The sequence below is a fragment of the Streptomyces sp. NPDC006385 genome, from assembly GCF_040612485.1.
In the GTDB taxonomy this organism is placed as follows: Bacteria; Actinomycetota; Actinomycetes; order Streptomycetales; family Streptomycetaceae; genus Streptomyces.
Genome location: NZ_JBEXQG010000073.1, coordinates 26,119 through 45,639, shown reverse-complemented (window position 1 = coordinate 45,639; position 19,521 = coordinate 26,119). Strand labels below are relative to the sequence as shown.

Sequence of the window (19,521 nt, the reverse complement as noted above, 5' to 3'; positions counted from 1 at the left end):
CTGGCGTTGACTTTTGGCACGCTGTTGAGTTCTCAAGGAACGGACGCTTCCTTCGTACTCACCCTCTCGGGCTTTCCTCCGGGCGCTTCCCTTCGGTCTTGCGTTTCCGACTCTATCAGATCCTTTTCCGATCCGATTTTCCTCGGTGCTTTCCAGGTTCCCGCTCTCGCGTTTCCCTTTCCAGCGGCTCCGACTTTATCAGATCCTTTCGGGCCTGACTCCCCGTCAGCGGGGCTTGTCTTCGCGGCCGTTGGGCCGTTCCGACGAGTGAGACTTTAGCGGATTCCTCGCTCCCGACCTAATCGGGGGCTGCGCTCTTTCGAACGCGGATTCCTCATTACGCGAATACGCATGCCAATGAGACGACGGCAGACAGAACGACTGTCGTCGAATAGTGGTTGGTACTGCGGAATGGCTGTCCGGGGACCGACCGGAGTCGGTGCTCACGTCGGACAACTCGGAGAACAGTACGGATCGGTCCGGGGCGTGTCAACTCCGCACCGGACGACACCCTGGGGGCGTACCCTGGGTCGCATGACAACGCGTACGTGCACCCAGCTGTGGTGGGCCGCCTGACGGCGGCCGTACTCGCGTATGCACTCAACGGCCGCCGCCTCGGCGGCCGTTTTCGTATCTCCCTCCAGAGCTCCTGAGGGCGGCCGGCCGGGACGGCGGCCTCGACCAGGAGGTGGACAAGGGATGACTCGGGTTTTCAGCGGGGTCAAGCCGACGGGGCATCTGACGCTGGGGAACTACCTGGGGGCCATGCAGCGGTGGGCTGCCGTGGACCAGCACCAGGCCGACGCGTTGTTCTGCGTCGTCGATCTCCACGCGCTGACCGTGGACCACGACCCGGCGCGGGTGCGCCGGCTCAGTCGGCAGGCGGCGACGTTGCTGTTGGCGTCAGGGCTGGATCCGCAGTTGTGCACCGTCTTCGTCCAGAGCCATGTGGATGAGCACGCGCGGCTGTCGTATGTGCTGGAGTGCGTGGCCACGGACGGCGAGATGCGGCGGATGATCCAGTACAAGGAGAAGGCCGCGCGGGAGCGGGTGCGGGGCGGGAGCGTGCGGTTGTCGCTGCTGACGTATCCCGTGCTGATGGCGGCGGACATCCTGGCGTACGGGGCCGAGGAGGTGCCGGTCGGGGACGATCAGACGCAGCATGTGGAGCTCGCGCGGGATCTCGCGGTGCGGTTCAACCAGCGGTACGGGCATACGTTCGTGGTGCCGCGGGCCACGCCTCCGCAGATCGCGGCCCGGGTGATGAACCTCCAGGATCCGACGTCGAAGATGGGCAAGAGCGACGATTCGGGGCCGGGGATCGTCTATCTGCTCGATGAGCCGGACGTGGTGCGGAAGAAGGTCATGCGGGCCGTGACCGACAGCGGGCGGGAGGTCGTGTACGACCGGGAGGCGCGGCCGGGGCTGGCGAATCTGCTGGAGATCCTGGCGGCCTGCACGGGTGGGAACCCATCGGAGCTGAGCGGTGTATATGAGTCGTACGGCGCCTTGAAGAAGGACACCGCAGAGGCCGTGGTCGAGCTCCTCAGGCCCGTACAGGAGAGGCACAGGGAGCTGTGCGCGGATCCGGGCTATGTGGAGGGGGTGCTGCGGGATGGTGCGGAGAAGGCTCGGGCGATGGCCCGGCCGACCGTGGATGCCGCGTATCGGGCGATCGGGTTGCTGCCGGCGACTGCTGGTGCGGATATCGCGGTGACCGCTTAGGGGCGCCTGCTCAGGCGTGCGCTGGGCCGCCCCCGGGTGGGGGCGGCCGGGCGTCAGCTGTTGTTGCCGGAAGCCAGTTGGCGGCTACGGTCGCGGGCGGCTTCGAGAGCGGCGATGAGGGCGGCTCGTACGCCGTGGTTCTCGAGTTCGCGGATGGCGTTGATGGTGGTGCCGGCGGGGGACGTCACGTTCTCGCGGAGCTTGACGGGGTGTTCGCCGCTGTCGCGGAGCATCGTCGCTGCGCCGATCGCCGACTGGACGATGAGGTCGTGGGCCTTGTCGCGGGGCAGGCCGAGCAGGATGCCGGCGTCGGTCATGGCTTCGACCAGGTAGAAGAAGTACGCCGGGCCGGAGCCGGAGAGGGCGGTGCAGGCGTCCTGCTGGGACTCGGGGACGCGGAGTGTCTTGCCGACGGCGCCGAAGATCTCCTCGGCGTGGGCGAGGTCGGCTTCGCTGGCGTGGCTGCCGGCGGAGATGACGGACATGGCCTCGTCGACGAGGGCGGGGGTGTTCGTCATGACACGGACGACCGGGGTGCCGGCGGCGAGCCGGGCCTCGAAGAAGGAGGTGGGGATACCGGCGGCTCCGCTGATGACCAGGCGGTCGGCGGGGACGTGCGGGGCGAGTTCGTCGAGGAGGGTGCCCATGTCCTGCGGCTTGACCGTGAGGATCAGGGTGTCGGCGGTCTTGGCGGCTTCCGCGTTGGTGACCGGGGTGACTCCGTAGCGGGTGCGGAGTTCTTCGGCTCGTTCCGCGCGGCGGGCCGTCACCAGGAGGTCGGCCGGGGCCCAGCCGCCGCGGATCATTCCGCTGAGCAGGGCTTCACCGATCTTGCCGGTGCCGAGGACTGCGACTTTCTGGGTCATGGCTGGGGTGCCCTCCGGGGGTTGCGTCGTCCGGGTTCATCCTCGCACCCGGGGGCGTCTTTCGAGGCGGTGTGTCCGGTGGGCGGGACGAGGGGGGCGCTGGGGGCGGTCATGCCGTCCTGCGTCGCAGGGTCGCCGCGCCCAGGCCCAGGACGAGGAGGGCACAGCCCGCCACGATCAGGGCGTCGCGTACGAAGTTGGCGGTCATGTCGGTGTGCTTGAGGACTTCGTTCATGCCGTCGACCGCGTAGGACATGGGGAGGACGTTGGAGATGGCCTCGAGGGCGGGGTGCATGTTGTCGCGGGGAGTGAACAGGCCGCAGAGGAGGAGCTGGGGGAAGATCACGGCTGGCATGAACTGGACGGCCTGGAACTCGGAGGCCGCGAAGGCTGAGACGAAGAGGCCGAGAGCGGTGCCGAGCAGAGCGTCGAGCAGGGCCACGAGCAGCAGGAGCCAGGGGCTGCCGGTGACGTCCAGGCCGAGGAACCAGAGAGCGAGTCCGGTCGCCAGGGCGGACTGGATGACCGCGAGGGTGCCGAAGGCGAGGGCGTAACCGGCGATCAGGTCGGCCTTGCCCAGGGGCATCGCGAGGAGGCGTTCGAGGGTGCCCGAGGTGCGTTCGCGCAGGGTGGCGATGGAGGTGACCAGGAACATCGTGATCAGCGGGAAGATCCCGAGCAGGGAGGCGCCGATGTTGTCGAAGGTGCGCGGGCTGCCGTCGAAGACATAGCGCAGCAGGAACAGCATCACGCAGGGGATCAGGATCATCAGCGCGATGGTGCGCGGGTCGTGGCGGAGCTGACGCAGGACCCGGGCGGCGGTGGCGGTGGTGCGGGCGAGGTTCAGGGCGCCTGCGGGTGCGGGCCGGGGTGCCGTGGTCGTCCTCGTCGTGGTGGTCATCGCGTCGTCTCCTTCGCGCGGGCGGCCGCGGTCGCCTTGTCGACCAGGTGCAGGAAGGCTGCTTCGACCGTCTCGGCGTGCGTACGGGCGCGCAGGGCGTCCGGGGTGTCGTCGGCGAGGATCCGGCCCTCGCGCATGAGGAGGAGGCGGCGGCAGCGCTCGGCCTCGTCCATGACGTGGGAGGAGATGAGGAGGGTGGCGCCGCGGGAGGCGGCGATGTGGTGGAAGAGGTTCCAGAGATCGCGGCGCAGGACCGGGTCCAGGCCGACCGTCGGTTCGTCCAGGACGAGGAGTTCGGGGGTGCCGAGGAGGGCGACGGCCAGGGAGACGCGGCTGCGCTGGCCGCCGGAGAGGTTGCCGGCCAGGGCGTCGGCGTGGCTGGTGAGGTCGACGTCGGCGATGGCGCGGGTGACGTTCTCGTGGCGCCGGTCGGCGGCCGCGTGGCCGGGGTCGAGGATCGCGGCGAAGTAAGCGAGGTTCTGGCTGATCGTCAGGTCGTCGTAGACGGAGGGAGCTTGGGTGACGTAGCCGATGCGGGTGCGCAGGGTGGGGTGGCCGGCGGGGTGGCTGAGGACGTCGAGGGTGCCGGTGACCTTGGCCTGAGTGCCGACGATCGCTCGCATGAGAGTCGACTTGCCGCAGCCCGACGGGCCGAGGAGGCCGGTGATCTGGCCGCGCGGGACGGTGAAGTCGAGGTCGCGGAGTACGTGGCGGGTGCCGCGTATGACGTTCAGAGTCTGGGCTCGGACTGCGGGGGCGTCGGGGGGGTCGTCGGAGCGGACGGGAGAGTAATTCATCATGTGATGAATAATCCTCCGGTGGGTCCCGGCCGTCAAGCGCCGAGGTGGGCAGCCGGGCTGCCGTCAGGTCGGGTGGATCCACGGGAGGCTGGGGCGGCGGTGCGGGAGAACCGGTGCGGGGTGAAGGAGGTCAGGAGGTGGTGGCGACGAGGAGGTCCACGTCGTAGGTCTCTTCGACGATTCCGTCCGGGAAGGTGGTGAGGAGGAGTCGCCTCTCCTCAGTGAGGAAGGCGGCGCTCGCCTCCTTGCCGTGGACCAGGAAGATCGAGTGGCTGCCGATGTTCGCCAGGTGGGTGTCGATGGGGACGCGGCGGCTCCAGCGGACCTTGCGGCCGGTGAACGCGAGGCGGCCGGTGGGGGCGGCCAGGGCGGCTCGGGCGCCGTTGTCGTGCTGTTCGACGGCGGGGTCGACGCCGAAGCGGCGCTCGATACGGACCGCCTGCGCCGCGTGCCAGGGGATGTCGAGGGGAGTGGTGTTCCACCACAGGGCCAGCGCGCCGCCGGGGCGCAGCACGCGGAGGGCCTCGGGTGCCGAGTGGGCGGGGTCGGTCCAGTGCCAGGCCTGGGCATAGGTGACGAAGTCGGCGGAGGCGGTGGCGACGGGGAGGGCGTTGCCGTTGCCGCGGACGATCGGGATGTCGGGGTGAGTGCGGCGGAACTGGGCCGCCATGCCGTCGCCGGGTTCCACGGCCAGGACGTGGGCGCCGCGCCCGTGGAGGAGGGCGGTGGCTATGCCCGTGCCCGCGCCCACGTCGATGACGCGCGCGCCGGTGAGGGGGCGGCCGGCGAGGTCCTCGATGGCGTCGAAGAGGGCGGGTGGGTAGGAGGGCCGGTTCGCGGCGTACTGGGCTGCGGCGGCGTTGAAGGAACGGGCTCGGTCGGTGCGGGAAGGGGCCGTCATACGGCCATGGTGACCGGGGTGGGTGCGGTGTGCACCGGGTTTGGCGGGAGGTGGGGCCGGCGCGGCGGTCCGGCGTGCCCTGTGGACGCCCATCGCCGATCTCGTCGGGTGCCTGGCCTTCATGGCGGCGCACTCGGCGGGCTTCGACTGCTTCGGCTCAGCCGTGGCTCGGCTGCATGTCTCGTCGGGGGTGGAGGTGTCGGTGCGGTGGCTCCGCCCGGTGCGGGGGCGGGCGCTGGCTCCTACCGGAGCGGAGGCAAGGTGCGATGGCTCCGCCTCGCACGGAGAGGTAGACGCGGCGGCTCCCCCGGGCGCGGAAGCTGAGTCTGACAGCTCCCTCAGACACGGAGAGCCAGACAGGCAACTCCGCGAGGGGGGAGACCAGTTGCGGCGGCGCCCCAGCACGAGGGCCAGACCCGCCAGACCCCGCAAGTTCCCCAACACCCGGCGGCTGGTGCTCTGACCGCATCGGTTCGCCGGGGCGGTGTGACGGCCGGGGGTCTGCGGCGGTGGATGTCAGGCAGGTCAACAAGGTCGCGCCATGGCCTGTGAGTTCCCTGGTCTAGGGTCGCCCGCATGGCCGAGCCCTCCTTTCTGACCGCAGTCCGGGAGTCGTACGACACGGTCGCCGCCGAGTACGTCGAACGCGTCCCGCCTCCAGCGGAGATGGACCCGTTGTCCCGCGCGATGCTGGCGGGGTTTGCTGAACTCGTGCGGACGGCCGGTCTGGGACCAGTCGCAGACTTGGGGTGCGGCCCCGGCCGCATAACGGCGCACCTGGCCGGGCTGGGGGTGTCCGCCTTCGGCGTCGATCTGTCACCGAAGATGATCGGGCTGGCCCGCCGCGCCTATCCGGACCTGCGGTTCACCGAGGGCTCGATGACGGCCTTGGAGACGGGAGACGACGAACTCGGCGGCATCCTGGCCTGGTATTCCACCCACCACACGCCCCCGCAGTGGCTGCCGGCGGTGTTCGCTGAATTCCAGCGCACGCTCGCGCCCGGCGGCTTCCTGCTCTGGGGAGACTACGTCGGCAATGAACGGCTGCAGCCAACCCACGGCTATGGCCGTCCCGTGTCCTATGAGTCGCACCTTCTGCCCCTGGGCCACCTGGTCGGCCTGCTGGGCCAGGCCGGACTCGTCGTCACCGCGCGACTGGAGCAGGAGCCCGGCGGACGGGTGAACAGACCGCACGCCTGCCTCCTGGCCCGCAAGCCCGAAAGGCCCTGACGGGACGGGTTCCTGCGGCGAGGCCGCCCCAGCGGATGCCTTTCTCGCGGCGGACACGGGCGAGTTCACGACGTTGGGCGGCCGGGACGTCGGGATGGCGGGCGTTCTGGTTGCGCCAGTACGGGTAGCGGTGCAACGCGCGGGTCTGGACCGTGGGGTTGGGGTGGTTCGAGTTGGCGAGGGTGAAGTGCCGCAGCGGCCCGAAGTGCGCCTCGATCGGGTCGGCCCAGGACGCGTTCGTCGGCGTGAAGCAGAGCTGGACCTTGTTCCTGGCCGCCCACCGGCGGATCCCGCGGCGGGCGAGAAGGCGGCGCAGGGTCTCCCGTCCGATCCGGGTCGGATGGAGACGTTGCGCCGCAGGTGATCGGCGAGTTTCCGGATCGACCAGCGGGTGAAGGGCTTGCCGAGCCTGGTCGGGCGGGTGGTGGCCGTCTGGACAACGAGATCCTCGTCGTCATCGCTCAGCAGGCGGGGACGGCCTCCCGCCCACCGAGGGTCCGGGCAGGCCAGGCCGATCTCGTTGAACTTGTGGATCACGTCGCGGACGGTCCAACCGGCACAAGAGCCGTGAGCACCGACTCGGCGAACCCATGCGGTCACAGCACTGGACGCGGCGGCTCCTCCAGCGCGCGCGGCTACGTGTGGCGGCGCTTCTTTGCTGGGTTGCCTGTGCGGCGGGTGGTGCGGGACTCGTGTTGCTTGCGGGCCGCGTCGTATTCCTCGCGGTGGAGTTTCTCGCCGGGGGCCTCGGTGAGGGAGCGGAAGAAGTAGGCGAGGAGGGAGCCGACGAAGCCGATGGCGAGCAGGCCGCGGAGGCTGGCCTGGCGGTCGGGGTCGGGGCGCTTGGTGAAGCCGTCCCAGGTGTGGCGGAAGGCGAGGGCGCTGCACACCGCGAACATCACGACCATCAAGATCGTGACGAAGCCGCCGATGGCGGCGATCTGGATCCCCTCGTAGGCGAAGCGCAGGACCAGGCAGGAGGCGGCCGCGGTGGCGAGGGAGCCGACGGACACCGCGATGCGGCGGGCGGTGTAGCCGTTGTCGTGGTCGACCCAGGTCGTGCCGAAGAAGCGGAGGGGCTCGGGGCGGGGGCCCGTGGAGCCCGCGGGGGTGTCCGGAGTGCCGTTCTTCTCGCTCACACGTCGATTATGGCTCCGGGGTGGCCGCGGGCTCCGTAGGGGTTCCGGCGAACCTGGATCAGAGAGCGGTGCGCAAGGGGCAGCGGGAGCCGGCCTGGCCTGCGCTGCCGCTGTTCCCGTGCACCGTTCTGTGTTCCGCCGGTTCGGTCACGAGGAGCAGCGGGGGCGGATGTAGCCGTCGCTGCCGGTCTTCACGTAGGCGTCCGAGACGTACTCGCCGCTGGCGATGTTGTCCCAGATGTTCGACGCGCCGTACGGGCCCTCCACCCACGTGCCGGACCGCTGGCAGTAGATCGCGACCCGGGAGCCCTCGGGCAGGACCTTGACGATCGGGTAGCTGGTGCCGGGGCCGCTGCGGACGTTGAGTCGGACGCCCGGTGCGACCGGGTAGTAGGGCACGGACGCGGTCGTGGCCGCCGTCGTGACGGCCTCTTCCTCGCCGTCGGCCACTCTTTCGGCACGGTCAACAGACATGTAGATCCTCCCCCGTGAGCCCCACGACCATCGCGGGGCCCCATTGATTCCCCTAAATCACACCATGAAACAGATGTACTGAACTCGAACGCGGAGACTAGCAAGTCGCCTCTGTCCCGGACGAGTCTTCGACTAGGCTCCGTGCGTCGCGCGCGCGGACGAACAGCACGGGGGTGGTCCCATGGCGCCACAGCAGAACGCCGGAGCGGGCGCGGAAGCGGAACTTCCCGAGTACGCCGGTCACTACCGTCTGGAGTCGCGCCTGGGGTCCGGCGGCATGGGCGTCGTGCATCTGGCGCGGAGCACATCCGGCATGCAGCTCGCGGTGAAGGTCGTGCATGCCGAGTTCGCGAAGGATCCCGAGTTCAGGGGGCGGTTCCGGCAGGAGGTGGGAGCTGCTCGCAGGGTGAGCGGGGCCTTCACCGCGCCCGTCGTGGACGCCGATCCGGAGGCTGAACGGCCCTGGATGGCCACGCTGTTCATCCCCGGGCCGACGCTCTCCGACCAGGTGAAGCGGAACGGGCCCATGGAACCGGCCCGGTTGCGGCGGCTGATGGCCGGGCTGGCGGAGGCGCTGCGGGACATACACCGGGTCGGCGTTGTGCACCGGGACCTGAAGCCGAGCAATGTGCTGCTCGCCGAGGACGGACCGAAGGTCATCGACTTCGGCATTTCCCGGCCCAAGGACAGCGAGTTGCGGACCGAGACGGGGAAGTTGATCGGTACGCCGCCGTTCATGGCGCCGGAGCAGTTCCGTCGGCCCCGGGAGGTCGGACCGGCCGCGGACATCTTCGCACTCGGGTCCGTGATGGTGCATGCGGCCACGGGGCGAGGTCCCTTCGACTCCGACAGCCCGTACGTCGTCGCCTACCAGGTCGTCCACGACGAGCCCGATCTGACGGGCGTACCGGGGAATCTCGCGCCGCTGATCGGTCGGTGTCTCGCCAAGGAGCCCGAGGACCGTCCCACGCCGGACGAGCTGATGAGGGAGCTGCGCTCGGTCGCGGCCTCGTACGACACACAGGCGTTCATACCGGCGCAGCGGAGGGGGGACGCGCCGGAGCCGGAGCCGAGTCCCACCGAGCCGCGGCCGGAGCCGGCATCGGCGTCGGCGTCGGCGTCGGCGTCGGCGAGGGGGCGTCTTCTCAAGCGGGCCGTCCTCGTGGCCGCGGCCTTGGTTGTGGTCGTGGCCGGCGGAGTCGCCTCCGTGCGGCTCATGGGCGACGGCGAGGCGGCACGTCCGAACGGGAGCGACGCGCCCCGCTCCGCGCCGGGGCGGTTCAGCCCGTGGGCCGTCGAGCCGGCGCGGAAGGGGAACGGGAACGGCTTTCCCCGGTGCTCCTACGAGACGCGGCGGCTGCTGTGTGCACAGCCGGGGCTGGTCACCGCGCTCGATCCGGCAGACGGCAGGGTGCTGTGGCGGCATGCCCTCGGCCAGGGCGACTCCCCCGGCGCGCCGCCGGTTCTCTCGGGAGGACTGGCGCATGTGCTGACGCACGCCGGGAGGCGTCTGGAGGCGCTCGATCCGTCGTCGGGCGAGGCCCGGTGGACGCTGGACGTCTCCTCGTACCGTGGATTCCGGTACGCGGGCGGCATGCTGCTGCTGATCGGTGCGGACGGCCGGGTGACCGGCGTCGACAGCGCGTCGGGCGAGACGCGATGGGCTCGGCGGATACCCGGCCTGAGCGAGGGGTACGTCGTCTCGTTCGCCGAGAGCCCTTGGGTCTTCGTGGCGAGTACGTCCGCCGACGGGTCCCGGACGCGGGTCATGGCGGTCGATCCGAACACGGGGGACGTGCGCTGGGACGCACGGCTCGACGGCGCGCTGACACCCGTCGGCGCCTTTGACGGCGATGTCTTCTTCCTCTCGGGCGGCGGTGACTACGGCGAGGCGAAGGCCGTGGTCCGCTACACCCCGGAGTCCGGGGCCACCCGGCGTGTCGCCCTGCCCGTCCCGGTCAGTCAGGCGCAGGCCACCGTGCACGCGGGGGTGGTCCACCTGCTGGGCACCGGCGGGTCCCTGGTGGCGGTCGACACGCGCGCGGGGAAGCAGGTGTGGTCCGTGCAGACCAGTGTGAGCCAGGGCTCGGCGCCGGTGTCCGACGGTCGGCGCGTGTACTTCTTGGCCGCCGACGGACGGCTGCTCGCCGTCGACGCCGCCGAGGGAAAGCTGATCGGCCAGACACCACCACGGCTCAGCGCGAATTCCGCGGAGGCGACAGCGGCCTTGCCCGTACCGGGAATCGGCGACGGCGGCATCTACGCCACCGCCCCCGACGGAACCGTCTTCGCCGTGGACGCGGACACCCCGTCCGCCTGGTGACACACGAACTGGTGACACACGAAGGGGCCGCCCCCGAGGAGACGGCCCCCGCGCACCCTCGCGGGTGTCAGCCCAGCTTCGTCACGTCCCGCACCGCGCCCTTGTCCGCGCTGGTCGCCATCGCCGCGTAGGCCCGCAGCGCGGCCGAGACCTTGCGCTCACGGTTCTTCGGGGCGTACGCCCCGTTCAACGCCTGCTCGCGGCGCGCGAGTTCCGCCTCGTCGACGAGCAGCTCGATCGAGCGGTTCGGGATGTCGATGCGGATGCGGTCGCCGTCCTCGACGAGCGCGATCGTGCCGCCGGACGCCGCCTCGGGGGACGCGTGGCCGATGGACAGGCCCGAGGTGCCGCCGGAGAAGCGGCCGTCGGTGATCAATGCACAGGTCTTGCCGAGGCCGCGGCCCTTCAGGAAGGACGTCGGGTAGAGCATCTCCTGCATACCGGGGCCGCCCTTGGGACCCTCGTAGCGGATGACGACGACGTCTCCGTCGGTCACCTGCTTGTTGAGGATCTTCTCGACGGCCTCCTCCTGGGACTCGCAGACGACCGCCGGGCCCTCGAAGGTCCAGATCGACTCGTCGACGCCGGCCGTCTTCACCACGCAGCCGTCGACGGCCAGGTTGCCCTTGAGGACCGCGAGGCCGCCGTCCTTGGAGTACGCGTGCTCGACGCTGCGGATGCAGCCGCCCTCGGCGTCCTCGTCGAGGGCCTCCCAGCGCTCGGACTGCGAGAAGGCCTCCGCCGAGCGCACGCAGCCCGGGGCCGCGTGCCACAGCTCGACCGCCTCGGGCGAGGGCGAGCCGCCGCGCACGTCCCAGGTCTTCAGCCAGTCCGCCAGCGACGAGCTGTGGACGGCGTGCACGTCCTCGTTCAGCAGGCCGCCGCGGTGCAGCTCGCCCAGCAGGGCGGGGATGCCGCCGGCGCGGTGCACGTCCTCCATGTAGTACGTGCGGTCCTTGGCGACGTTGGGCGCGACCTTCGCCAGGCAGGGGACCCGGCGGCTGACGGCGTCGATCTGCTCCAGCCCGAAGGGGACGCCCGCCTCCTGGGCGGCGGCCAGCAGGTGCAGGATCGTGTTGGTGGAGCCGCCCATGGCGATGTCGAGGGCCATGGCGTTCTCGAAGGCCGCGAAGGTGGCGACGTTGCGCGGCAGGACCGTGTCGTCGTCCTGCTCGTAGTAGCGGCGGGTGATGTCCATGACCGTCCGGGCCGCCGCGACGTACAGCTGCTTGCGTGCCGTGTGGGTGGCGAGCACCGAGCCGTTGCCGGGCAGGGACAGGCCGATGGCCTCGGTCAGGCAGTTCATCGAGTTGGCGGTGAACATGCCGGAACAGGAGCCGCAGGTCGGACAGGCGTTCTCCTCGATACGGAGGATGTCCTCGTCCGAGATCTTGTCGTTCACGGCGTCGGAGATCGCGTCGACCAGGTCGAGGGTGCGGACCGTGCCGTCGACCAGCGTGGCGCGGCCGGACTCCATGGGGCCGCCGGAGACGAAGACCGTGGGGATGTTGAGGCGCAGGGCGGCGTTCAGCATGCCCGGGGTGATCTTGTCGCAGTTGGAGATGCAGATCAGGGCGTCGGCGCAGTGGGCCTCGACCATGTACTCCACGCTGTCCGCGATGAGGTCGCGGGAGGGGAGCGAGTACAGCATGCCGCCGTGCCCCATCGCGATGCCGTCGTCCACCGCGATGGTGTTGAACTCGCGCGGGATGCCGCCGGCCTCCCTGATCGCCTCGCTGACGATCCGGCCGACGGGCTGGAGGTGGGTGTGGCCGGGCACGAACTCGGTGAAGGAGTTCGCCACCGCGATGATCGGCTTCCGGCCGATGTCCGCACCAGGTACACCGGAGGCGCGCATAAGGGCGCGGGCGCCCGCCATGTTGCGGCCGTGGGTGACTGTGCGGGACCTCAGCTCGGGCATCGTCGCTCGCTCCTTCAGAGAACTGCGATCAGAGAGACTTCTGACTGCTAACGAGCGTACGCCGGTCATCCAGGGGTCGGGACGAGGTGTCCGGAATACGGGACGCACATCTCGTGGAGCAGGCGGGTGGCTCACTCGTCGACGGCGTACCGCCCCGTGAGGTGCCCCTGCACCACCGGCGCCACCCGGGCGATGATCCGCTCCACGTCCACCGACGCGATCGGCTCGATCCTGATGACGTACCGCATCATCGCGATGCCCACGAGCTGCGCGGCGGCCAGCTCGGCGCGCAGCTCCGCGTCCGGGGCGTCGATCTCGCCGGCGATGCGGCGCAGCAGCTGTGCGGAGACGAGGCGCCGGAAGACGGCGGCCGCGGCGTCGTTGTTGACCGCGGAGCGCACGATCGCGAGCAGCGGCTTGCGGGTCACCGGGTTCTCCCAGAGCCCGAAGACGGTGCGGGTCATGCGCTCGCCGACGACGTCGAGGGGGCCTTCCAGCACCGCGTCGCGCACCTTCAGGGCGGGCGCGAAGGCGACCTCCACGGCCGCCTCGAAGACCTGTTCCTTGGTGCCGAAGTAGTGGTGCACCAGGGCCGAGTCCACGCCGGCCGCCTTGGCGATGCCGCGCACGGACGTCTTGTCGTAGCCGCGCTCGGAGAACTCCTCGCGGGCCGCGTCGAGGATGCGGTCGCGGGTGGCGGCGGATTCCGTACGAGGGGGCCGGCCCCGGCGTCGGGAGCTCACCCCGCCCCCGTCAGAGGTGGTGTCGGTCACGGCCGGGGCACCTTCATCGCGGAGGCCAGGTGCAGCCGCGTGAAGGCGAGGGCCTCGGCGAGGTCGGCCTCGCGTTCGGCGCTGGACATCGCGCGGCGGGTGTTGACCTCGATGACGACGTGGCCGTCGAAGCCGGTCAGGGCGAGACGTTCCAGCACCTCGGCGCAGGGCTGGGTGCCGCGGCCCGGGACGAGGTGCTCGTCCTTGGCCGACCCCCGGCCGTCGGCGAGGTGCACATGCCCCAGCCGGTCCCCCATGCGGTCGACCATCTGGAGCGCGTCGGTCCGGGCGGTCGCCGTATGGCTGAGATCGATCGTGAAGTGACGGTAGTCGTCCTTCGTCACATCCCAGTCGGGGGCGTACGCGAGCATCTCGCGGTCGCGGTAGCGCCAGGGGTACATGTTCTCCACGGCGAACCGCACATCCGTCTCGTTGGCCATCCGCCAGATTCCGGCGACGAAGTCGCGGGCGTACTGGCGCTGCCAGCGGAACGGGGGATGGACGACGACCGTGGAGGCCCCCAGCTTCTCGGCGGCGGCCTGGGCGCGCTGGAGCTTGGTCCAGGGGTCGGTGGACCACACGCGCTGGGTGATCAGCAGGCAGGGGGCGTGCACGGCGAGGATCGGGATGCCGTGGTAGTCGCTGAGCCGGCGCAGCGCCTCCATGTCCTGGCTGACCGGGTCGGTCCACACCATGACCTCGACGCCGTCGTAGCCGAGGCGCGCGGCGATCTCGAAGGCCGTCGCCGTCGACTCCGGATAGACGGAGGCCGTCGACAGGGCGACCTTCGCATCCGGGATGCGCACCACTGGTTCTGCCACGGGGACAGAGTACGGGGCGGCGCGGGAGGCGCGGGAACCGATGGGCGGGGGCCCGTCGGGAGGGACGCGAACCGGTCAGGGGCGCGAACTGGGCAGACGCCGTGGGCCCGGAGCGGTTGCCCGCTGCGGCGGTGTGGCCGGGTTCACGCGGCTGCCGGACGCCCAACGCTTGCCTCGCCGCTCACGGGTCCATGGCGGGTCGGTTCTCACTCCTCCGACAGATGGTCCAGCTTCCGCAGGATCACGCCCTCCCGCAGGGCCCAGGGGCAGATCTCCAGGGCTTCCACGCCGAACAGGTCCATCGCCCCCTCGGCCACCAGCGCCCCGGCGAGCAGCTGGCCCGCGCGGCCCTCCGAGACGCCCGGGAGTTCCGCTCGCTGGGCGGCGGTCATGCCGGCCAGGCGGGGGACCCAGCCCTCCAGGGACTCCCGCTTCAGGTCGCGCTGGACGTACAGGCCCTCCGCGGAGCGGGCCGCGCCGGCCAGGCGGGCCAGCTGCTTGAAGGTCTTCGAGGTGGCGACCACGTGGTCGGGCGCCCCGAAGCGGCTGAACTCGCCGACCGTACGGGCGATCTCCGTGCGGACGTGCCGGCGCAGGGCGCGTATGTCCTCGGGGTCCGGCGGATCACCCGGCAGCCATCCGGCCGTGAGGCGCCCCGCGCCCAGCGGCAGCGACACCGCCGCGTCCGGCTCCTCGTCTATGCCGTACGCGATCTCCAGGGAGCCGCCGCCGATGTCCAGCACCAGCAGCTTCCCGGCCGACCACCCGAACCAGCGCCGGGCGGCGAGGAAGGTCAGCCGGGCCTCCTCCGCACCGGTGAGGACCTGCAGCTCGACGCCGGTTTCCTCCTTCACGCGCGCGAGGACGTCGTCGGCGTTGCTCGCCTCGCGCACCGCGGACGTCGCGAACGGCAGTACTTCCTCGACACCCTTGTCCTCGGCGGCCTGCAACGCCTCATGGACGACGCCGACCAGTTTGTCGACGCCCTCGGGGCCGATGGCCCCGCTGTCGTCGAGGAGTTGGGCAAGGCGCAGTTCCACCTTGTGCGAGTGCGCGGGCAGCGGGCGCGCGCCGGGGTGTGCATCGACCACCAGCAGATGCACCGTGTTCGAACCCACGTCGAGGACACCGAGTCTCATGTACGGAACGCTACTGCCACCTGGGCGGTCCTCCGTCCTCGAAGCCGCAGGTACGGACGCCGTACCCTGGTCCCGTGCCAAAGACGAAAAAGGCGAAGAACGACAAGGCGGCCAAATCCCCCAAGGGTTCTTCGCAGGCGAAGGCGGCAACCGATCCGAAGAAGTCGACGAACGGCTCCCCGGAGCCCGACGAGAAGGGGCTCGACTTCGCGCGGGCGTGGGTGGAGTTCCCTGATCCGGCGGACGACGAGCAGGTGTTCCGCTGCGATCTGACATGGCTGACCTCCCGGTGGAACTGCGTCTTCGGCAGCGGCTGCCAGGGCATCCAGGCGGGTCGTGCGGACGACGGCTGCTGCTCGCTGGGCGCGCACTTCTCCGACGAGGACGACGAGAAGCGGGTCGCCGGGCATGTGGCGAGACTCACGCCGGAGATCTGGCAGCACCACGACGAGGGCATGGCGCACGGTTGGGTCTCGGAGGACGAGGACGGCGACCGCCAGACCCGCCCCTACAACGGCTCGTGCATCTTCCAGAACCGCCCCGGTTTCGCGGGGGGCGCGGGCTGCTCGCTGCACATCCTCGCCCTGAAGGAGGGCCGCGAGCCGCTGGAGACCAAGCCGGACGTGTGCTGGCAGCTGCCCGTCCGGCGCACGTACGACTGGATCGACCGGCCCGACGACACCCGCGTGCTCCAGGTGTCGATCGGCGAGTACGACCGCCGCGGCTGGGGCCCGGGCGGCCACGACCTGCACTGGTGGTGCACGTCGGCGACCTCGGCGCACGGCGCGGGTGAGCCGGTGTACGTGTCCTACCGGGCGGAGCTGACCGAGCTGATGGGCAAGGCGGGCTACGACCGTCTGGCCGAGCTGTGCGAGGAGCGGCTGGCGTCGCGGCTGCCGTTGCTGGCACCGCATCCGGCGGATCCCGTCGACTAGGTGCCGGACGCCGCGCGGCAGGCGCCACTTTCGCAACCGGCCCTGGGGCCGGGCCGGCTTTCCTCGCCGCCCGGCGTTCTACGACCCCGACGGGCTCGGATCGCCGCTGTCGCCGGACGGCGGTGGCGGCGGCGCCGAGTCCGTCGAAGCGGACGGGCCGGACGGGCCGGGCGACGACGGGTCGCCGGCCGAGGGGGACGGATCGGACGACGAGGGCGGTGGATCGCTGGGCGTGGGCTCGGACGGCGCCGGGGTCGTCGGCGTCGGGGCCGGCCCGGAGGACGGCGGCGGGTCGCTGGGCGTCCCGGGGTCGGTGGGGTGGCTGGGGTCGGTGGGGTACGGGTCCGGGTCGTGACCCGGGTCGGACGGGCTGGGGGCGGTGCCGTAGCCCTCGATGGTGACGACGGCGCCGGCGGGTGAGACCGCCAACCGCGCGCTCCAGTACCCGGACGGCTCGCGCAGATGGTCGACGTACACCTTGATCGTCAACGACTCGCCGGGGGCCAGCGTTCCCGCCGACTGGCTGAGATAGAGCCAGTGCGCCCCGGTCGTCGCGGACCAGCGCACCGGCGCGCGCCCCGTCGCCGTCAGGGTGACGAGCGTGGTGTCGCCGCTGCCGCCGGCCGACACCTCCAGTTGCCCGGCGCCCTTCGCGCCCGCCCCGCCGACGCTGACGACCTCCACCGAGACATCCGCCTCACCGCGGCTGCCGAAACGGTCCCCCCGACGGGGGCTCGCGTTGCCGGCGTTCTCGTAGCCGCCGTCCGTCGCCTCGCCGTCGAGGCTGCCCGGACCGTGCGCCTCGCTCGCGCTGGCCGAGTGCCCGTCGACGTCCTCGCCGGTCGGAGTGGACCGGTAGGCGGCCCAGAGGGCGAGGACCGGGGCGGCGACGACGGTGGCGACGACGGTCGTGGTGACGGCACGCGCGCGTAGCCGGTCCCTGCGGGCGGCGCGGTCCTTCGGGTCCATCGGGAAGCCGCGCCGGTCGAAGCGCGGCAGGGCGGCGCCCCGCGCGCGCGAGTGGTGCGCCAGGGCCGTGTGCACGGCCGCGCGGGGCGCCTCCAGGACGGGGAGCTCGGCGGGGGTGACGGTCGCGCCGGGCCAGCGGCCGGGGATCGCGCGCTCGGCGGTGCGGCGGCAGCGGGGGCAGTCGTCGACGTGCCGGACGAGCTCGCGGCGCAGGGTCGTGCCCAGCACGAGCTGGTTGTCGCCGGTGAGCCGCGCGACGCTCGGGCAGGCGCCGGTCTCGACGACGGCGAGGGCCGCGCGCGTGCGCTCGACCTCGCAGGCGGCGGAGGCAAGCAGTTCGCGGGTCGCGGCCGGGTCCATGCCGAGGACGGCGGCGACTTCGTGGGCGGCGAGGTGGTGGCGTACGGCGAGTTCGAGGGCCTCGCGCTGTTCCGGGGTGGTGCCGGCGGCCTCCGGCCAGGCGAGCAGGGCGAGTTCGCGCCGCCGTTGCTCCTGGATCTCCTCGGAGAGGGACGACCGGGCGGCCTGCGGCCCCGTCTGCCGATGGGCGCCGGGCCGGCCCGCCGCATGGCTGCTCTGACGTTTCTGCCTGGCCTCGGCCAGCTTGCGCAGACACGCCCAGCGGGCCAGCGCGTACAGCCAGGGCCGCCGGTCCGCGGCGGTCTCCGGCACCCGCTGCCCACGCCGCTCGGCGAGCGCGAGGGCGTCGCCGAGGGCGGCGGTCGCCAAGTCGTGGTCGCACAGCACGGACAGGCAGTAGGTGAACAGCCCGTCCAGATACGGCTCGTAGCGCGCGGGCAGCCGCTGCGCCACCGTGCGCGCCGCGGCACGATCACGCGCCTCCCGCTGCGCTCGATGGGCGCCGGCGGCGCGGGTCGAGGTTTCCGGACTCCTGCTCATCATTGGTGGACCGTAGGGGGCCTGAGGTGGCGCCTTCTTCCCCCTTGAGCTCTTTTAATCCATACGGGTGAAACGATCCCTCAATAGGGGACAGGAGCGCCGTTTTCCGTGGCTTGTCCATGACGAGCCGGGTGACGGAGCGGCACGTCGGGGCAGCCCGGCGGCACCCGGAAACGGCGCTGACCGCGCAGCCGCACGGCGTTGTCAGTGGGCTCGGTTACGGTTCATCGCATGGCTGCCCGTACCAAGACCACGAAGGACCGCCCGTCCTACCGCTGCACGGAGTGCGGCTGGCAGACGGCCAAGTGGCTCGGCCGCTGCCCCGAGTGCCAGGCATGGGGGACGGTCGAGGAGTACGGCGCGCCCGCGGTCCGTACGACGGCGCCGGGCCGGGTGACGACGTCCGCGCTGCCCATCGGGCAGGTCGACGGGCGGCAGGCGGCCGCGCGGTCCACCGGCGTGCCCGAGCTGGACCGGGTGCTCGGCGGCGGGCTCGTGCCCGGAGCCGTCGTCCTCGTCGCGGGCGAGCCCGGCGTCGGCAAGTCCACGCTGCTGCTGGACGTGGCGGCCAAGTCGGCGAGCGACGAGCACCGCACGCTCTATGTCACCGGTGAGGAGTCGGCGAGCCAGGTCCGGCTGCGCGCCGACCGCATCGGCGCCATCGACGACCACCTGTATCTCGCCGCCGAGACCGATCTGGCCGCCGTCCTCGGCCACTTGGACGCGCTGAAGCCGTCGCTGCTCATCCTCGACTCCGTGCAGACCGTGGCCTCCCCGGAGATCGACGGCGCCCCCGGCGGCATGGCCCAGGTCCGTGAGGTGGCCGGCGCTCTGATCCGGGCGTCCAAGGAGCGCGGCATGTCCACGCTCCTTGTGGGACACGTCACGAAGGACGGTGCCATCGCCGGACCCCGTCTGCTCGAACACCTCGTGGACGTGGTGCTCCACTTCGAGGGCGACCGGCACGCGCGCCTGAGGCTCGTACGAGGCGTCAAGAACCGCTACGGCACGACGGACGAGGTCGGCTGCTTCGAACTGCACGACGAGGGCATCACGGGCCTCGCCGACCCGAGCGGACTTTTCCTGACACGACGGGCCGAACCGGTCCCCGGCACCTGTCTGACGGTCACCCTGGAGGGCCGCCGTCCCCTGGTGGCCGAGGTGCAGGCGCTCACCGTCGACTCGCAGATCCCCTCGCCCCGCCGCACGACGTCCGGCCTGGAGACCTCGCGCGTGTCGATGATGCTGGCCGTCCTGGAGCAGCGCGGACGGATCAGCGCGCTGGGCAAGCGGGACATCTACTCCGCGACGGTCGGCGGGGTGAAGCTCTCGGAGCCCGCGGCCGACCTCGCCGTCGCCCTCGCCCTGGCCTCCGCCGCCAGCGACACACCCCTGCCCAAGAACCTCGTCGCGATCGGCGAGGTGGGCCTCGCGGGCGAGGTCAGACGGGTCACGGGCGTGCAGCGCAGGCTCGCCGAGGCGCACCGGCTGGGCTTCACGCACGCGCTCGTGCCGGGCGACCCGGGCAAGGTCCCTTCCGGCATGAAGGTGCTGGAAGTGGCCGACATAGGGGACGCCCTGCGGGTCCTTCCGCGCTCGCGTCGCCGAGAGGCCCCGCGGGACGAGGAGGACCGCCGGTAGACTTTGCCCTGGTCTCGCCCGTCCGTACGAACCGAGTGTGCGAAACGGGAGCGCCTCGAACCT

The 19,521-nt window shown here is 71.4% G+C and carries 16 protein-coding genes and 1 pseudogene; 5 read left to right on the top strand and 12 right to left on the bottom strand.

From position 1 onward, the window contains the following. Positions 1 to 699: 699 nt before the first annotated feature. Positions 700 to 1,725, top strand: a complete 1,026-nt coding sequence (trpS, locus tag ABZ078_RS36565) for a tryptophan--tRNA ligase (RefSeq protein WP_356582619.1) — start codon at positions 700 to 702, stop codon at positions 1,723 to 1,725. 53 nt (positions 1,726 to 1,778) lie between these two features. Here the strand turns inward: trpS and proC are convergent, their stop codons facing one another. The 4 genes from proC to ABZ078_RS36545 form a co-directional block, all read right to left on the bottom strand. Further along, on the bottom strand, positions 1,779 to 2,591 hold the full coding sequence (gene proC / locus ABZ078_RS36560; protein ID WP_356582617.1) for a pyrroline-5-carboxylate reductase: 813 nt from the start codon (positions 2,589 to 2,591) through the stop codon (positions 1,779 to 1,781). Positions 2,592 to 2,700: 109 nt separating this feature from the next. Beyond that, positions 2,701 to 3,492, bottom strand: a complete 792-nt coding sequence (locus tag ABZ078_RS36555; RefSeq protein WP_356582615.1) for an ABC transporter permease — start codon at positions 3,490 to 3,492, stop codon at positions 2,701 to 2,703. Then, the gene (locus ABZ078_RS36550) at positions 3,489 to 4,292 is read right to left on the bottom strand and encodes an ABC transporter ATP-binding protein (protein ID WP_356582614.1); all 804 of its coding nucleotides are present in this window, start codon (positions 4,290 to 4,292) and stop codon (positions 3,489 to 3,491) included. The genes ABZ078_RS36555 and ABZ078_RS36550 overlap by 4 nt, the downstream gene beginning before the upstream one ends. 130 nt (positions 4,293 to 4,422) lie before the next feature. Continuing rightward, positions 4,423 to 5,193 (bottom strand): methyltransferase domain-containing protein, encoded by a 771-nt coding sequence (locus tag ABZ078_RS36545; RefSeq protein ID WP_356582612.1) that lies wholly within the window; start codon positions 5,191 to 5,193, stop codon positions 4,423 to 4,425. Positions 5,194 to 5,769: 576 nt separating this feature from the next. Here ABZ078_RS36545 and ABZ078_RS36540 point away from each other — a divergent pair. Continuing rightward, a complete protein-coding gene (locus ABZ078_RS36540; RefSeq protein ID WP_356582610.1) occupies positions 5,770 to 6,423 on the top strand; it encodes a methyltransferase domain-containing protein in 654 nt (217 codons plus the stop codon). Positions 6,424 to 6,445: 22 nt separating this feature from the next. On the opposite strand, the pseudogene ABZ078_RS36535 reads toward ABZ078_RS36540, so the two are convergent. The 3 genes and pseudogenes from ABZ078_RS36535 to ABZ078_RS36525 form a co-directional block, all read right to left on the bottom strand. Next, positions 6,446 to 7,023 (bottom strand): annotated as a pseudogene (locus tag ABZ078_RS36535) (helix-turn-helix domain-containing protein); the annotation flags it as partial. Positions 7,024 to 7,058: 35 nt separating this feature from the next. Beyond that, entirely contained in the window at positions 7,059 to 7,562 is a 504-nt protein-coding gene (locus ABZ078_RS36530) for an EamA/RhaT family transporter (protein WP_356582608.1), read from the bottom strand. 147 nt (positions 7,563 to 7,709) lie between these two features. After that, complete coding sequence (locus ABZ078_RS36525; protein ID WP_356582606.1) at positions 7,710 to 8,036, bottom strand: SH3 domain-containing protein; 327 nt, start codon at positions 8,034 to 8,036, stop codon at positions 7,710 to 7,712. 181 nt (positions 8,037 to 8,217) lie between these two features. On the opposite strand from ABZ078_RS36525, the gene ABZ078_RS36520 reads away from it, so the two are divergent. After that, positions 8,218 to 10,359 carry a serine/threonine-protein kinase gene (locus tag ABZ078_RS36520; protein ID WP_356582604.1) on the top strand — a complete coding sequence of 714 codons (2,142 nt, stop codon included), beginning with the start codon at positions 8,218 to 8,220 and terminating at the stop codon, positions 10,357 to 10,359. A 67-nt stretch (positions 10,360 to 10,426) separates the two neighbouring features. Here the strand turns inward: ABZ078_RS36520 and ilvD are convergent, their stop codons facing one another. From ilvD to ABZ078_RS36500, 4 genes are all read right to left on the bottom strand, one after another. Next, positions 10,427 to 12,280, bottom strand: coding sequence for a dihydroxy-acid dehydratase (gene ilvD / locus ABZ078_RS36515; protein WP_356582602.1), 1,854 nt, complete (start codon positions 12,278 to 12,280; stop codon positions 10,427 to 10,429). 131 nt (positions 12,281 to 12,411) lie between these two features. After that, positions 12,412 to 13,053, bottom strand: a complete 642-nt coding sequence (locus ABZ078_RS36510) for a TetR family transcriptional regulator (protein WP_356582600.1) — start codon at positions 13,051 to 13,053, stop codon at positions 12,412 to 12,414. Beyond that, the gene (locus ABZ078_RS36505) at positions 13,050 to 13,874 is read right to left on the bottom strand and encodes a sugar phosphate isomerase/epimerase (RefSeq protein ID WP_356582598.1); all 825 of its coding nucleotides are present in this window, start codon (positions 13,872 to 13,874) and stop codon (positions 13,050 to 13,052) included. The genes ABZ078_RS36510 and ABZ078_RS36505 overlap by 4 nt, the downstream gene beginning before the upstream one ends. A gap of 206 nt (positions 13,875 to 14,080) precedes the next feature. Continuing rightward, positions 14,081 to 15,013, bottom strand: a complete 933-nt coding sequence (locus ABZ078_RS36500) for a Ppx/GppA phosphatase family protein (protein ID WP_356582596.1) — start codon at positions 15,011 to 15,013, stop codon at positions 14,081 to 14,083. Between the two features lie 74 nt (positions 15,014 to 15,087). Between ABZ078_RS36500 and ABZ078_RS36495 the strand changes: the two genes are divergently transcribed. Then, the gene (locus tag ABZ078_RS36495) at positions 15,088 to 15,948 is read left to right on the top strand and encodes a hypothetical protein (RefSeq protein WP_356582594.1); all 861 of its coding nucleotides are present in this window, start codon (positions 15,088 to 15,090) and stop codon (positions 15,946 to 15,948) included. A 78-nt stretch (positions 15,949 to 16,026) separates the two neighbouring features. Here the strand turns inward: ABZ078_RS36495 and ABZ078_RS36490 are convergent, their stop codons facing one another. Beyond that, on the bottom strand, positions 16,027 to 17,820 hold the full coding sequence (locus ABZ078_RS36490; RefSeq protein ID WP_356582593.1) for a hypothetical protein: 1,794 nt from the start codon (positions 17,818 to 17,820) through the stop codon (positions 16,027 to 16,029). A 228-nt stretch (positions 17,821 to 18,048) separates the two neighbouring features. Between ABZ078_RS36490 and radA the strand changes: the two genes are divergently transcribed. After that, on the top strand, positions 18,049 to 19,458 hold the full coding sequence (gene radA, locus ABZ078_RS36485; protein ID WP_356582591.1) for a DNA repair protein RadA: 1,410 nt from the start codon (positions 18,049 to 18,051) through the stop codon (positions 19,456 to 19,458). Positions 19,459 to 19,521 lie beyond the last annotated feature (63 nt).